This is a genomic window from Maridesulfovibrio sp. (genome assembly GCF_963666665.1).
Taxonomy (GTDB): domain Bacteria; phylum Desulfobacterota; class Desulfovibrionia; order Desulfovibrionales; family Desulfovibrionaceae; genus Maridesulfovibrio.
The window spans coordinates 2098101-2112677 of the sequence record NZ_OY762999.1 but is presented as its reverse complement, the minus strand read 5'-3'; the positions used below and the strand labels follow the sequence as shown (position 1 = coordinate 2112677).

At 49.7% G+C, this 14577-nt stretch carries 10 protein-coding genes; all 10 read left to right on the top strand.

What is annotated here, in order from left to right; all coding sequences use genetic code 11:
* Positions 1-176 precede the first annotated feature (176 nt).
* The 10 genes from rpoB to rplB all read left to right on the top strand — a co-directional run bounded on the left by rpoB (position 177) and on the right by rplB (position 14573).
* Entirely contained in the window at positions 177-4277 is a 4101-nt protein-coding gene (gene rpoB / locus ACKU40_RS09725) for a DNA-directed RNA polymerase subunit beta (protein WP_320176307.1), read from the top strand.
* 87 nt (positions 4278-4364) lie between these two features.
* Positions 4365-8498 carry a DNA-directed RNA polymerase subunit beta' gene (gene rpoC / locus ACKU40_RS09720; protein WP_407944334.1) on the top strand — a complete coding sequence of 1378 codons (4134 nt, stop codon included), beginning with the start codon at positions 4365-4367 and terminating at the stop codon, positions 8496-8498.
* Between the two features lie 156 nt (positions 8499-8654).
* On the top strand, positions 8655-9026 hold the full coding sequence (rpsL, locus tag ACKU40_RS09715; RefSeq protein ID WP_015851063.1) for a 30S ribosomal protein S12: 372 nt from the start codon (positions 8655-8657) through the stop codon (positions 9024-9026).
* Positions 9027-9052: 26 nt separating this feature from the next.
* Positions 9053-9523, top strand: coding sequence for a 30S ribosomal protein S7 (gene rpsG / locus ACKU40_RS09710; protein ID WP_015851064.1), 471 nt, complete (start codon positions 9053-9055; stop codon positions 9521-9523).
* A gap of 12 nt (positions 9524-9535) precedes the next feature.
* The gene (gene fusA / locus ACKU40_RS09705; RefSeq protein WP_320176305.1) at positions 9536-11602 is read left to right on the top strand and encodes an elongation factor G; all 2067 of its coding nucleotides are present in this window, start codon (positions 9536-9538) and stop codon (positions 11600-11602) included.
* A gap of 246 nt (positions 11603-11848) precedes the next feature.
* A complete protein-coding gene (rpsJ, locus tag ACKU40_RS09700; RefSeq protein ID WP_015851066.1) occupies positions 11849-12166 on the top strand; it encodes a 30S ribosomal protein S10 in 318 nt (105 codons plus the stop codon).
* A 14-nt stretch (positions 12167-12180) separates the two neighbouring features.
* The gene (gene rplC, locus ACKU40_RS09695; protein WP_015851067.1) at positions 12181-12813 is read left to right on the top strand and encodes a 50S ribosomal protein L3; all 633 of its coding nucleotides are present in this window, start codon (positions 12181-12183) and stop codon (positions 12811-12813) included.
* Between the two features lie 12 nt (positions 12814-12825).
* Positions 12826-13446, top strand: coding sequence for a 50S ribosomal protein L4 (gene rplD / locus ACKU40_RS09690; RefSeq protein WP_320176304.1), 621 nt, complete (start codon positions 12826-12828; stop codon positions 13444-13446).
* A 2-nt stretch (positions 13447-13448) separates the two neighbouring features.
* Positions 13449-13739 (top strand): 50S ribosomal protein L23, encoded by a 291-nt coding sequence (rplW, locus tag ACKU40_RS09685; protein WP_015851069.1) that lies wholly within the window; start codon positions 13449-13451, stop codon positions 13737-13739.
* Positions 13740-13742: 3 nt separating this feature from the next.
* Positions 13743-14573 carry a 50S ribosomal protein L2 gene (rplB, locus tag ACKU40_RS09680; RefSeq protein ID WP_320176303.1) on the top strand — a complete coding sequence of 277 codons (831 nt, stop codon included), beginning with the start codon at positions 13743-13745 and terminating at the stop codon, positions 14571-14573.
* Positions 14574-14577 lie beyond the last annotated feature (4 nt).

The following is a 14577-nucleotide window of genomic DNA, read 5'->3' as shown; positions in this document are numbered from 1 at the left end:
CGCAGCCGGATCTTTTAGCGCGATCAAAATAAACCCTATAAAATTTCTTTTCAGGCATGTTGTTCTGCCGCCTACGTTTATCTTGCACTTTTTGACTTGTAACTGACTATTTATTGGTTGATGTTCGTCAAATTGCTTCATTCCAACCCTAACCTTCTCACTTGATTGAGGATACGATGGGTCAGCTCAGAAAAATATTTGGAAAGATCAAAGTTACTCTGCCGATTCCCCACCTGCTCGAACTGCAGGTGGATTCCTTCAAAAAATTCCTTCAGGAAGGCGTAGCACCCGCAAGTCGGGCGGACGTCGGTCTCGAAGGGGTTTTTCGTTCGGTTTTTCCGATTGAGGATTTCAATAAAACTGCCAGCCTCGAATATGTCAGCTACGACATTGGCGAGCCTAAATACGATATGGATGAGTGTATCTCCAAGGGGCTTACTTATGAAGCTCCTATCCGTATCAAGGTACGTCTCGTAGTTTTTGATGTTGATGAAGAGACTGAAAGCAGGACTATCCGCGACATTAAAGAGCAGGATATCTACTTCGGAACCGTGCCGCTCATGAGCGATCAGGGTACTTTCATTATAAATGGTACTGAACGCGTTATCGTTAACCAGCTCCAGCGTTCCCCGGGTATCATTTTCGAACATGATTCCGGCAAGACACATACCAGCCGCAAGGTTCTTTACAGTTGCCGCATTATCCCCATGCGCGGTTCTTGGCTGGATTTCGATTTCGACCACAAAGATATCCTCTATGTGCGTATCGACCGTCGCCGTAAAATGCCCGCTACTGTTCTGCTTAAGGCCATGGGCCTCTCAAAGCAGGATATTCTCGACTACTATTATGAAGTGGAAGAGTATCAGATCGACCGCCACATTGTGCGCCGTAAGGTCGTAGAAAATCAGTACCGCAAGGAAAACGCCTGGGTTGACCTCTGCCTTGAAGATGGCAAAGTTATTGTTCAGCGCGATAAGCCTGTAACCAAGTTTGGCTGGAAAAAACTGGTCCGTGGCGGTTTGGAATATATTGAAGTAGATCCCAAGTCTCTCGTGGGTCAGTTCGCTTTCAATGATATCACTGATCCAGATACCGGTGAAGTTATTGCTGAATCAGCTGACGAGATTACTGAAGAAATCTTTGAACGCATTCAGGAAGTGGGTTTGAAGGAAGTCAAAGTACTGCATACTCAGGGTGCTGACGTTTCTTCCGCACTGCGCGATTCCATGATGCTGGACAAGACCACTGATGTTGAGTCCGCTCAGATTGAAATCTATCGCAGACTGCGCCCCAGTTCTCCGCCTACTGCTGAGATTGCTGCCAATTTCTTTGAAAACCTGTTCCGCAGCTCTGATTACTATGATCTCTCCAGCGTTGGTCGTTACAAGCTGAATGCGCGTCTTAATATTGAGACTCCCCTTGAACTGCGCACCCTGACCAACGAGGACATCCTCACTGCGGTTAAGGTTCTCTGCAAACTCAAGGATAGCCACGGTCCCGCTGATGATATCGATAACCTCGGTAACAGACGTGTCCGTCCGGTTGGTGAGCTGGTTGAAAACCAGTACCGCATCGGTCTTGTTCGCATGGAAAGAGCCATCAAGGAGCGCATGAGCCTCCAGGAAGTGGCGACTCTCATGCCGCATGACTTGATCAACCCCAAACCGGTTGCTGCAGTACTCAAGGAATTCTTCGGTACTTCTCAGCTTTCACAGTTCATGGACCAGACCAACCCGCTTTCCGAAGTTACCCATAAGCGCAGACTTTCCGCGCTGGGACCCGGCGGTCTGACCCGTGAGCGTGCAGGCTTCGAAGTTCGTGACGTTCACGTTTCTCACTATGGACGTATTTGTCCCATTGAAACTCCTGAAGGTCCGAACATCGGTCTTATTGTTTCTTTGACAACTTACTCTAAGGTCAATGATTTCGGTTTCATTGAAAGTCCTTACCGGACAATTAAAGATTCCGCGATGACCGATGAGATTTTATATTACGATGCCACGCGCGAAGTAGGGCATGTGGTCGCTCAGGCTAACGCGCCTATTGACAAAGAGGGTAGGTTTACCAACCCGCTGGTAACCTGTCGTCTTAACGGTGACGTCTCCATGCATCCCCGTGAAGATGCAACTCTCATGGATATCAGCCCCAGCCAGACCGTTTCTGTTTCTGCTGCGCTGATTCCGTTCTTGGAGCATGACGATGCTAACCGTGCGCTCATGGGTTCTAACATGCAGCGCCAGGCTGTGCCTTTGCTGAAAACCTCCCAGCCTCTGGTTGGTACCGGTATGGAAGCCAACGTTGCACAGGATTCAGGTAGTTGTGTTCTTGCAGAGAACGACGGTGTTATCGACTACGTTGATGCTGAGCGTCTCGTTGTTCGTTACGATGACGGTGTCTACCCTGATACCGGTGGCGTAAAGCATTATGAGCTCCAGAAGTGGCACAAGTCCAACCAGAACTCCTGCTACGGCCAGCGTCCCCGTCTGCCTATCGGAACTCCTGTCAAGAAAGGTGATGTCCTTGCTGACGGTCCCGGTATCAAAGATGGTGAACTCGCTCTTGGTAAAAACCTTCTCGTAGCGTTTATGCCCTGGTGCGGATATAACTTTGAGGACTCCATCCTCATTTCCGAGCGTGTTGTTAAAGAAGACGTGTTCACCTCAGTACACATTGAGGAATTTGAGCTCGTTGCCCGTGACACCAAGCTTGGACCCGAAGAAGTCACCCGTGATATTCCCAACGTGAGTGAAGACATGCTTCGCAACCTTGACGAATGCGGTATTATTCGTCTTGGTGCTCGCATCGCTCCCGACGATATCCTCGTCGGTAAGATCACTCCTAAGGGTGAAACCCAGCTTACTCCCGAAGAGAAACTGCTTCGTGCAATCTTTGGTGATAAAGCCCGTGATGTGAAAAACACTTCCCTTAAGGTTCCGCCGGGAATCGAAGGTACCATCGTTGACGTTAAAGTCTTTAACCGCCGTTCCGGTGAAAAAGACGATCGTACCCGCAATATTGAGGATTTCGAGCTTGCCAAACACGATATGAAAGAAAGCAAGCACATCGAATCACTGACCAACAAAACCCGCGTCAAGATCGCGGAAGTGGTCACTAACAAGCAGATCTCCCAGACCCTTATGGGTCGCAAGAAGGGTGAAGTACTTGCTGAGGCTGGACACATCATTACTGATGAAATCCTCGCAGAAGTACCCCTTAAGAAACTGGGCGGACTCTTTGCAGATAAAGAAACCAACGAAGCAGTAAAACAGCTGCTCGCTGAATATGACAAACAGATTCGCATTATCAAAGGCATCTACGATGTTAAACGCGAAAAAGTTACCGAAGGTGATGATCTGCCTCCGGGCGTAATCAAGATGGTCAAAGTCTACATCGCTGTTAAGCGTAAGCTCAGCGTAGGTGACAAAATGGCCGGTCGCCACGGTAACAAGGGTGTTGTTTCCAACATTCTGCCTGAACAGGATATGCCGTTCTTCGCCAACGGAACTCCCATGGACATCGTACTGAACCCGCTTGGTGTTCCTTCACGTATGAACATCGGTCAGATTATGGAAACCCACCTCGGTTGGGCAGCCCTTGCTCTTGGACAGAAGTTCGCGGCTATGCTCGACAACGGTGAAGCTCTCGGCGTTATCCGCCAGGAAATTAAAGACACCTTCGAGTCAGAAGATGTTTACGAGCTGATTGATTCACTGGATGATGAAGAATTCAGACTGGCAGTCAATAAAGCCCGTGAGGGTATTGTCACCAAGACTCCTGTCTTCGACGGTGCTACTGAAGAAGAAATCTGGGATCTGGTCGGCAAGACCGGAATCGGGGATGACGGTAAAGTTACCCTTTACGACGGACGTACCGGTGATCCTTTCCACAACCGTGTAACCGTCGGTGTCATGTACATCCTCAAGCTGCACCACCTTGTTGATGAAAAGATTCACGCCCGTTCCACCGGCCCTTACTCGCTGGTTACCCAGCAGCCTCTCGGCGGTAAGGCTCAGTTCGGTGGTCAGCGTCTCGGTGAGATGGAAGTTTGGGCTCTTGAAGCATACGGCGCAGCCTACCTGCTTCAGGAATTCCTGACCGTCAAGTCTGATGACGTTACCGGTCGTGTCAAGATGTACGAAAAGATTGTCAAGGGAGATAACTTCCTTGAAGCCGGCCTGCCTGAATCATTTAACGTTCTGGTCAAGGAACTTATGTCCCTCGGCCTTGATGTTAACCTTCTTCAGGATGAAGTCGAAGAGACTGCCGACAAGAAATAATGAACGCGGGGGCCCAAGAGGCCCCCGCGATGAAATAAACCTTTTCATGTAAGGGGTATATTAATGAGTCTGGACGAACTGTTCACTATGCGTAGAACATCCGGTGCAGGCCTCGCAGGACGCGGCCTCAAAGGTATTCAGATTTCCATTGCTTCTCCCGAAAAGATCCGCGAATGGTCTTTCGGTGAAGTTAAGAAGCCCGAGACCATCAACTACAGGACTTTCAAGCCGGAAAGAGATGGTCTTTTCTGCGCTAAAATTTTCGGACCCGTAAAAGACTACGAGTGTAACTGCGGTAAGTATAAGCGCATGAAGCACCGCGGCATCGTATGTGAGAAATGCGGTGTTGAAGTTATCGCATCCAAAGTCAGACGTGAACGCATGGGCCACATCGAGCTTGCTGCTCCTGTTGCTCATATCTGGTTTTTGAAAACCCTTCCTTCCAAGATCGGTACACTGCTTGATATTACCATGGCCGATCTTGAGAAGGTTCTGTACTTTGATTCATATATCGTTCTTGATCCGGGTGAAACCCCGCTCAAGCAATACCAGATCATCTCTGAAGATCAGTATTTTCAGGTAATCGACCACTATGGCGAAGAAGCCGTTGAAGTGGGTATGGGTGCTGAGACCATCAAAAGTCTGCTGGCCCAGATCGATATGCCCGCACTCAAGCACGAATTACGTGAAGAGTCCCTGACCACCCGCAGCCAGACCAAAAAGAAAAAGCTGACTAAGCGTCTTAAGATCGTTGAAGCTTTCCTTGAATCCGGTAACGACTGCCAGTGGATGATCATGGATGTTATTCCTGTAATTCCGCCCGAGCTGCGTCCTCTGGTTCCCCTTGATGGCGGACGTTTCGCAACTTCCGATCTCAACGATCTCTACCGTCGCGTCATCAACAGGAACAACCGTCTGAAGCGCCTCATTGAACTCGGCGCTCCTGACATCATTATCCGCAACGAAAAGCGCATGCTGCAGGAATCCGTTGACGCATTGTTCGACAACGGTCGCCGCGGTCGTGCAATCACCGGTACAAACGGCCGTCCCCTGAAATCCCTTTCCGATATGATTAAGGGTAAACAGGGTCGTTTCCGTCAGAACCTGCTTGGTAAACGTGTTGACTACTCCGGACGTTCCGTAATTGTTGTGGGTCCCAAGCTGAAACTGCACCAGTGCGGTCTTCCCAAGAAGATGGCTTTGGAGTTGTTCAAGCCTTTTATCTATGCAGAACTTGAGCGCAGGGAAATAGCAACTACCATCAAAAGCGCTAAAAAGATGGTTGAACGTGAAGACCTCGTTGTATGGGATATCCTTGACGACGTTGTTCGCGAATACCCCATCATGCTCAACCGTGCACCAACTCTTCACCGTCTCGGTATCCAGTCCTTTGAACCTTCTTTGGTTGAAGGTAAGGCTATCCAGCTGCATCCGCTTGTATGTTCTGCATACAACGCTGACTTTGACGGTGACCAGATGGCTGTTCACGTACCTCTTTCTGTTGAAGCACAGATTGAGTGTCGTGTTCTGATGATGTCTTCAAACAATATCCTGTCCCCTGCGAACGGACAGCCCATCATCAACCCCTCTCAGGATATCGTTCTCGGTCTCTACTATCTGACCGTTGAGCGTTCTTTCTCTAAAGGGGAAGGTATGGTCTTCACCGCTCCGTGGGAAGTTATTGCTGCTCTTGACGCTGAAGTGGTCAGCATGCATGCCCGCATCAAGGTTCGTATTGAAGGCGAACTGGTGGAAACTACTCCCGGACGTATCCTCGTAGGTGAATTACTTCCCGAAGGTATGGGCTTTGAATTCGCAAACGTGGTTATGACCAAGAAGAACATTGCCAAGCTTGTATCCAGCGCGTACCGCTCTGCAGGCAGCAAGGCTACCGTTATTCTTTGTGATCGCCTTAAAGACCTCGGTTACGAGCATGCAACACGCGCTGCTGTGACCATCGGTGTTAAGGATCTGACCATTCCTGCTGCCAAGGCCGGACTGCTCGATACTGCGTACGCAGAAGTTGAAGACATTGAAGCACAGTACCGCGAAGGTATCATCACCCGTACTGAAAAGTACAACAAGGTTGTCGACGTTTGGACCAAGGTAACCAACGACGTATCAGCCGAAATGACCAATGAAATGTCTACCGACATCATGGTCGATCCGAAGACTGGTAAGCAGGAAACAAACTCCTCTTTCAACCCGGTCTTTATGATGGCTCACTCCGGTGCTCGTGGTAACCAGGACCAGATGCGTCAGCTCGCAGGTATGCGTGGTCTGATGGCGAAACCTTCCGGTGAAATTATCGAAACTCCGATTACTTCATCCTTCCGTGAAGGTCTCTCTGTTCTGCAGTACTTTATTTCTACTCACGGTGCTCGTAAAGGTCTCGCGGATACCGCGCTGAAAACAGCGAACTCCGGTTACCTGACCCGTCGTCTTGTTGACGTTGTTCAGGATGTTACCATTGCCGAACATGACTGCCGCACAGTCGACGGCCTTGAGTTGACCCACTACATCAAGGGTGGAGAAATCAAGGAAAGACTGTCCGAAAAAGTTCTCGGCCGCGTAACCATTCACGATGTAATTAAGGAAGATACCGGTGAGATTCTTGTTCCTGCCGATTCCCTTATCGATGAAGCAGCAGCCAAGCTTATTGATGAAAACGGTATCAACTCCATGACTGTTCGTTCTCCGTTGACCTGTCGTGCAAAGCACGGTATCTGCGCTATGTGTTACGGTCGTGACCTTGCAAGAGGCCACGTTGTAAACGTAGGTGAAACTGTAGGTATCATCGCTGCGCAGTCCATCGGTGAACCGGGAACACAGCTGACAATGCGTACCTTCCACATCGGTGGTACCGCATCCCGTGAAATTCAGCAGTCTTCTTTTGAAGCACAGCATAACGGTTCCGTTGTTCTGAACCGTATGCGTTCTGTCCGCAGTGCCGATGGCCATGAAATGGTCCTTGGTAAGAGTTGCCAGATTGGTATCGTGGACGAGCAGGGCAGAGAACGTGAAAAATACGTTCTGCCTCTTGGTGCTAAACTTTTTGTTGAAGAAGGGCAGCAGATCACACAAGGAACCATGCTGGCCGAGTGGGATCCGCTTGCAGAACCTTTCATCACAGAAGTAACCGGTACTGTTAAGTTTTCCGACCTCGTTGAAGGTAAAACTTTCCAGGAACGTGTTGACGAAGCCACAGGACAGGCTACCTACACAATCCAGGAATACCGTACCACAAACTTTAAACCTTCAATTTCCATCTGCGGCGAAGACGGTGAACCCCTGACCCGCCCCGGATCCACCCTGAAAGCGGTTTACCCGCTGCCGGTTGGAGCGATCTTGATGGTTAAAGACGGTAACCTCGTCAATGCTGGTGAGATTATCGCTCGTAAGCTTCGCGAAACTTCAAAGACGAAGGACATCGTTGGTGGTCTTCCTCGAGTTGCGGAGCTGTTTGAAGTGCGTAAACCAAAGGAACTTGGAATCATTTCGGAGATTGATGGTGTGGTCTCCTATGGACCTGAATCCAAAGGCAAGCGTAAAATTGTTGTTACCCCTGAAATTGGTGAAATCAAAGAATACCTCGTGCCCAAGGGCCGCCATATTACTGCACAGGAAGGCGACTTCGTAGAAGCCGGTGACCTGATGACAGAAGGTCTGCCTGAACTGCACGATATCCTCAAAGTTAAGGGTGAGAAATATCTCGCACGTTTTCTTGTTGAGGAAATTCAGGATGTTTACCGTTTCCAGGGTGTTGGAATTAACGATAAGCACATCGAAGTTATTGTCCGCCAGATGCTCAAGAAGGTCAGCATCGTTGATCCCGGTGAGACCCATTTTCTTGTGGGCGAACAGGTGGACAAGCAGCGCTTCATGGAAACCAACCAGGAAGCTGTCGCTAACGGACTCAAGCCTGCTACCGCACAGACACATGTTCTCGGTATTACTCAGGCTTCACTTTCTACCGCTTCCTTCATTTCCGCGGCTTCATTTCAGGAGACTACCAAGGTTCTTACCGAGTCTTCTCTCTGCGGCAAGAAGGACTATCTGCGCGGCCTGAAAGAAAACGTTATCGTCGGTCGACTTATTCCTGCAGGTACCGGTTTCCGTAAGTATGCACGTACGGATATTATCGTTCCTGATCAGCCCGAGCGTGCAGATAAGTTCCTTGAGGAACTGGAAGAAGAACCGCTGCTCGTTAACGAAAGATAGTGCCGGCGCCAGTACGCAGTACCGGTCCGCAGAGCAGGTGGTTGCAGCCTGACTCATGTGACAACGGAGCAAATATTTCACAATTTGTCTTGACAAATTGTGAAATATTAGTCTAACTGCGTCGGTCTTTGTAATTAAACTTAATTTGGAGGGTTCATGCCAACCATCAATCAGCTTATAAGAAAAGGGCGTGAAAAGCAGCTCAAGCGTAAGAAAACTCCTGCGCTTCAGGCCTGCCCCCAGCGCCGTGGCGTGTGCACTCGCGTGTACACCACCACCCCTAAGAAGCCTAACTCCGCACTGCGTAAGGTCGCTCGTGTGCGTCTGACTAATGCCATCGAAGTTACTGCATACATCGGTGGTGAAGGTCATAACCTTCAGGAACACTCTGTGGTACTTATCCGTGGTGGTCGTGTAAAAGACTTACCTGGTGTTCGTTACCACATCGTTCGCGGCTCCCTCGACACCGCTGGTGTTGCAGATCGTCGTCAGGGTCGTTCCAAGTACGGCGCAAAGCGTCCTAAATAGCATTAAATTCCAAGGAGTATACCAATATGCCTCGTAAAGGTCCGGTACCCAAAAGACAAATTCTTCCCGATCCGGTATACGGTTCTCAGCTCGCTACTAAGTTCATGAACAGACTCATGTACGATGGTAAGAAGAGTGTGTCTGAAAATATATTCTATCAAGCTCTTGAATTCCTCGGCGACAAAACCCAGGAAGATCCTATCAAGGCTTTCGAAAAGGCTGTGGAAAACGTTAAGCCTCACGTGGAAGTAAAGTCCCGCCGTGTTGGTGGTGCTACTTATCAGGTGCCCGTTGAAGTTCGTCCCGATCGTCAGGTTTCCCTGGCTATCAGATGGCTGATCAACTTCGCTCGCTCCAGAGGTGAAAAGGGCATGGTTGCACGTCTTAGCGGTGAGTTCCTCGATGCTTACAACAAGCGTGGCGGAGCAGTGAAGAAAAAGGAAGACACCCATCGTATGGCCGAAGCCAACAAGGCTTTTGCTCACTACCGTTGGTAATCGGAGTACAAAGTGGCTAGAAAGGTTGCTAGAGATAAACAGCGTAACATTGGTATCATGGCCCACATTGATGCGGGTAAGACTACCACTACTGAGCGCATTCTTTTCTATACTGGTGTTTCTCATAAAATCGGTGAAGTTCATGATGGCGAAGCCACCATGGACTGGATGGTCCAGGAACAGGAGCGTGGCATTACCATTACCAGTGCTGCTACCACCTGTATGTGGAAAGATCACCGCATCAACATTATTGATACCCCCGGTCACGTTGACTTCACTATGGAAGTTGAACGTGCACTGCGTGTACTTGACGGCGCAGTAGCCGTTTTTGACGCAGTAGCCGGTGTTGAGCCTCAGTCTGAAACCGTTTGGCGTCAGGCTGACAGATATAAAGTTCCCCGTATGGCTTTCGTTAACAAGATGGACCGTATCGGAGCAGACTTCTTCCGCTGTGTAGAAATGCTCAAGGACCGTCTCGGTGCTAAAGCTGTACCTCTTCAGATCCCCATCGGAGCTGAAGATGAATATCAGGGTGCAGTAGACCTTATCACCGGTAAGGCTTTTATCTACACCGACGATATGGGCAAGGACTATTCTATTGAAGATATTCCTGCCGATCTGATGGACCAGTACGAAGCCATGCGCCTCGAAATGATCGAAGCTATTGCAGAAGAAGATGAAGAACTCCTCGATAAGTACCTCGGTGGTGAAGAACTTTCACCTGAAGAAATTATCAAGGGTATCCGTGCAGCTACCATCAACCTGACCATCTGCCCTGTTCTCTGCGGTACCGCATTCAAGAACAAAGGTGTTCAGCCCCTGCTTGACGCTGTTGTTGATTATCTGCCTTCTCCCATGGATATCGCTGCTATCATTGGTGTTGATCCCAACACTGACAAGCAGATTGAGTGTCCTTGTGACGACGATCTTCCTCTTGCAGCTCTGTCCTTCAAGCTCATGACTGACCCCTTCGTCGGTCACCTTACCTTCCTGCGCCTGTACTCCGGTAAAATCGAATCCGGTGCTACTTTCATCAACGGCGCAACCGGTAAAAAAGAGCGTATCGGTCGTCTGTTGAAGATGCACGCTAACAAGCGTGAGGAAATCAAAGAAGCATACGCAGGTGACATCGTTGCAGCCGTTGGTCTTAAGAACATGGCTACTGGTGACACTCTGTGCGAACAGAAGAACGCCGTTGTTCTCGAATCTCTCGATATCCCCGAACCGGTTATCGAAGTCGCAATCGAGCCCAAGACCAAAGCTGACCGCGATCTGCTCAGCCAGGGTCTTGCCAAGCTTGCTAAGGAAGACCCTTCTTTCCGCGTTAAAGGTGACGAGGAAACCGGTCAGACCCTTATTGCAGGTATGGGCGAACTTCACCTTGAAGTTATCGTTGACCGCCTTCTGCGCGAATTCAACGTTAACGCAAACGTTGGTGCTCCCCGCGTTGCATACCGTGAAACCATCACCAAAAAGGTTGATGTTGATCACAAGTACGCAAAGCAGTCCGGTGGGCGTGGTCAGTATGGTCACGTTGTTGTTACCATCGAGCCCAACACTGAAAGCGAATACGAATTCGTCGACGAAATTAAAGGCGGCGTAATTCCGAAAGAATACATTCCCGCAGTTGACCGTGGTATCCACGATGCAATGAAGAACGGTGTTATCGCCGGCTTCCCGCTCGTAGACATCAAGGCAACCCTGACCTTCGGTTCCTACCACGATGTTGACTCCTCCGAGCAGGCATTCTACATCGCAGGTTCTATGGCACTGAAAGAAGCGGTTAAGAAAGCTGCACCTCAGCTGCTCGAGCCCATCATGTCTGTTGAAGTTGTTACTCCTGAAGAGTACCTCGGCGACGTTATGGGTGACCTCAACGGTCGCCGTGGTCGCATCGGAAGCATGGATTCCCGCGCTAACGCGCAGGTTATCAAGTGTGACGTTCCCTTGAGCGAAATGTTCGGTTACGCAACCGACCTCCGTTCCAAGACCCAGGGACGTGCTACTTTCACCATGCAGTTCGACCACTATGAGCCTGTGCCGAACTCTATTGCTGAAGAGCTGATCAATAAAAATTAATTTAATTTTAATTTTACCTGATTTTCGCTTGACAGCATCGCTGAAAAAGCACTATACCTCCCGGACCCGTAGAGTTCGGGAGGTTCTTATTTTTTACGGGAACCGCCCCGTGAAACCACAGAGATAGGGTATAAGGTCCGGCATGCTGACTGGACGACCATACCAGGCCAGGAAGGACTCACCTCACGATCCTTCTTACCGTTGCAAGTAAAAGGCCGTCTCTGAATTCATTTAGGAGAAATTAACATGGTTTCTATGACTAGTGATCGTATTAGGATCAAGCTCAAGGCATACGACTATCGTATCCTTGATAAAGCAGTTACCGAGATTGTGGATACTGCCCGCAATACTGGTGCTGCTATCGCAGGACCCATCCCGCTGCCCACACAGATCAGCCGTACTACCATTCAGCGTTCTGTGCACGTAGACAAAAAGTCTCGTGAGCAGTTTGAGATGAGAATCCACAAGCGTCTGCTTGACATTCTTGAACCCACCCAGCAGACCGTTGACGCACTCGGCAAGCTCAGCCTGCCCGCTGGTGTTGACGTCGAAATCAAGCTGTAAGGGAGGGCTTCAACATGGCAAAAACTATCGGTTTACTCGGTAAAAAACTGGGCATGACCCGCGTCTTCGCTGACGATGGTTCTGTTGTGCCCGTCACTGTTCTCGAAGTAGGTCCTTGTCCTGTTATGCAGGTTAAGACTGAAGAGAAGGAAGGCTACAACGCCATCCAGATCGGCTACGACGCTCTTCCTGAGCGCAAGGTTAATAAGCCCGCGAAAGGTCATCAGGAAAAAGCCGGTAAAGGCTACTTCCGTCACCTTCGTGAGTTTCCCCTTGAGTCTGTAGCTGACTACGAACTGGGCCAGGAAATCTCCGTGGACATCTTTGCCGCAGGTGAAAAGGTAAAAGTTACCGGCACCTCCAAGGGTAAAGGTTTTCAGGGTGTAATGAAGCGCTGGAACTTTGCTGGTTCCCGTGCATCCCACGGTGCTGAAAAGGTACACCGTTCTCCTGGTTCCATCGGCCACGCTACTTTCCCTGGCAAAGTATTCAAAGGCAAAAAAATGCCCGGTCAGATGGGTAACGAGCGCGTTACTGTTTCCAACATTGAAATCGTAGACGTTCGTGCAGACGAAAACGTTCTCGTGGTTAAGGGACAGGTTCCCGGTCCTAAGAACGGTCTCGTTATGATCCGCAAGACCAGCTAGAGGAATTAAAAAATGGCTACCATTACTATATATGATCAAACTAAAAAGGAAGTCGGGAGCATGGATCTTGCTCCGGAAGTTTTCGAAGTTCCGGTCAAGCCTGAAATCCTGCATCTCGTAGTACGTTCCCAGCTTGCAGCCAAACGCCAGGGTACTCATGCCACTAAGACTCGTGGTATGAAACGCGGCGGTGGTGCTAAGCCTTGGCGCCAGAAAGGCACCGGTCGTGCTCGCTCAGGCTCCACACGTTCACCCCTGTGGCGTGGCGGTGGAGTGACCTTCGGTCCCCAGCCCCGCGACTATTCCTTCAAGGTTAATAAAAAGGTCCGCCGTCTTGCTCTTAGGATGGCTCTCACTTCCAGATTCAGCGAAGAAAAGATGATGGTTGTGAAGAACATCGACCTGCCCGAAATCAAGACTAAGCTCTTCGTAGAAGTAGCTGAAGCTCTCGGTCTCGAAAAAGCCTTGGTCGTTGTTAAGGACGCAGATAACAAACTCCTCCTTTCTGCGAGGAACATCCCCGGCATTAAGGTTATCACTGCCGATCAGCTGAATGTTTATGACATTCTGAAAGCTCGTCAGCTGGTAATGCTTGAGAACGCAGCACAGGATCTGCAGGAGAGGTTAAAATAGTCATGGACTATACTCAGATTCTTATCAAACCGGTAATATCGGAAAAGGCTACTGACATTAAGGAAGCAGCCAATCAGGTTGCCTTCTACGTGCTGCCTTCTGCCAACAAGACTGAAGTCAAAAAAGCTGTTGAATCCGCTTTTGACGTCAAGGTTGATTCCGTACGTATCGTACGTAAAAGACCCGGTCTTCGCAGAAAGTTCGGCCGTGTTGTCGGTAAATTGTCCGGCTACAAGAAAGCTTACGTTAAGCTTTCTGAAGGCGAAAAAATCGAATTCTTCGAAGGAGTTTAAGAGATGGCTACTCGTAAACTGAAGCCGACCTCTGCCGGTCGCCGGTTCCAGACTATCTCCACCTTTGAGGAGATTACCAAGTCTACTCCGGAAAAGTCCCTTACCAAGGGTCTGACCAAGAAGGCCGGTAGAAACAATAACGGCCGGGTTACTTCCCGTCGTCGTGGCGGTGGCGTTAAACGTCTTTACCGTATCATCGACTTCAAACGTAACAAAGTAGAAGTACCCGCAACTGTTGCTTCAATCGAATATGATCCCAACAGATCCGCACGTATCGCTCTGCTTAACTATGCAGACGGTGAAAAGCGCTACATCCTTTGTCCTGTTGGACTGAACAAGGGTGACAAGATTCTCGCTGGTGAGAAAGCCGACATCAAACCCGGTAACGCTCTCCTTCTGAAGAATATTCCTGTTGGTACTATCGTGCACAATATCGAATTGTATCCCGGCAAAGGTGGCCAGTTCTGCCGCGCTGCCGGTACCTACGCACAGCTCATTGCGAAAGAAGGCAAATATGCTCTTCTGCGCATGCCTTCCGGTGAAGTCCGCAAGGTGCTCGCTACTTGCTGCGCAACCGTAGGTCAGGTTGGTAACATCCACCACGAAAATATTACCCTCGGTAAAGCCGGTCGTAATCGCTGGCTTGGTCGCAGACCTAAAGTTCGTGGTGTTGCCATGAACCCGATCGATCACCCCCTTGGTGGTGGTGAAGGTCGTAGTTCCGGTGGTAGACACCCCGTTTCTCCTTGGGGTATGCCTGCTAAGGGATACAAGACCCGCAGTAAGAAGAAACCTTCTTCCAAGCTCATCGTTAAACGCCGCGGGCAGAGGTAGGAGA

Bases quoted from the DNA above. Each gene is read 5' to 3' on its own strand.
- rpoB (WP_320176307.1), top strand. From the start codon at position 177: ATGGGTCAGCTCAGAAAAATATTTGGAAAGATCAAAGTTACTCTGCCG.
- rpoC (WP_407944334.1), top strand. From the start codon at position 4,365: ATGCGTAGAACATCCGGTGCAGGCCTCGCAGGACGCGGCCTCAAAGGT.
- rplB (WP_320176303.1), top strand. From the start codon at position 13,743: ATGGCTACTCGTAAACTGAAGCCGACCTCTGCCGGTCGCCGGTTCCAG.
- rplC (WP_015851067.1), top strand. From the start codon at position 12,181: ATGGCAAAAACTATCGGTTTACTCGGTAAAAAACTGGGCATGACCCGC.
- rplW (WP_015851069.1), top strand. From the start codon at position 13,449: ATGGACTATACTCAGATTCTTATCAAACCGGTAATATCGGAAAAGGCT.
- rpsG (WP_015851064.1), top strand. From the start codon at position 9,053: ATGCCTCGTAAAGGTCCGGTACCCAAAAGACAAATTCTTCCCGATCCG.
- rpsJ (WP_015851066.1), top strand. From the start codon at position 11,849: ATGGTTTCTATGACTAGTGATCGTATTAGGATCAAGCTCAAGGCATAC.
- rplD (WP_320176304.1), top strand. From the start codon at position 12,826: ATGGCTACCATTACTATATATGATCAAACTAAAAAGGAAGTCGGGAGC.
- rpsL (WP_015851063.1), top strand. From the start codon at position 8,655: ATGCCAACCATCAATCAGCTTATAAGAAAAGGGCGTGAAAAGCAGCTC.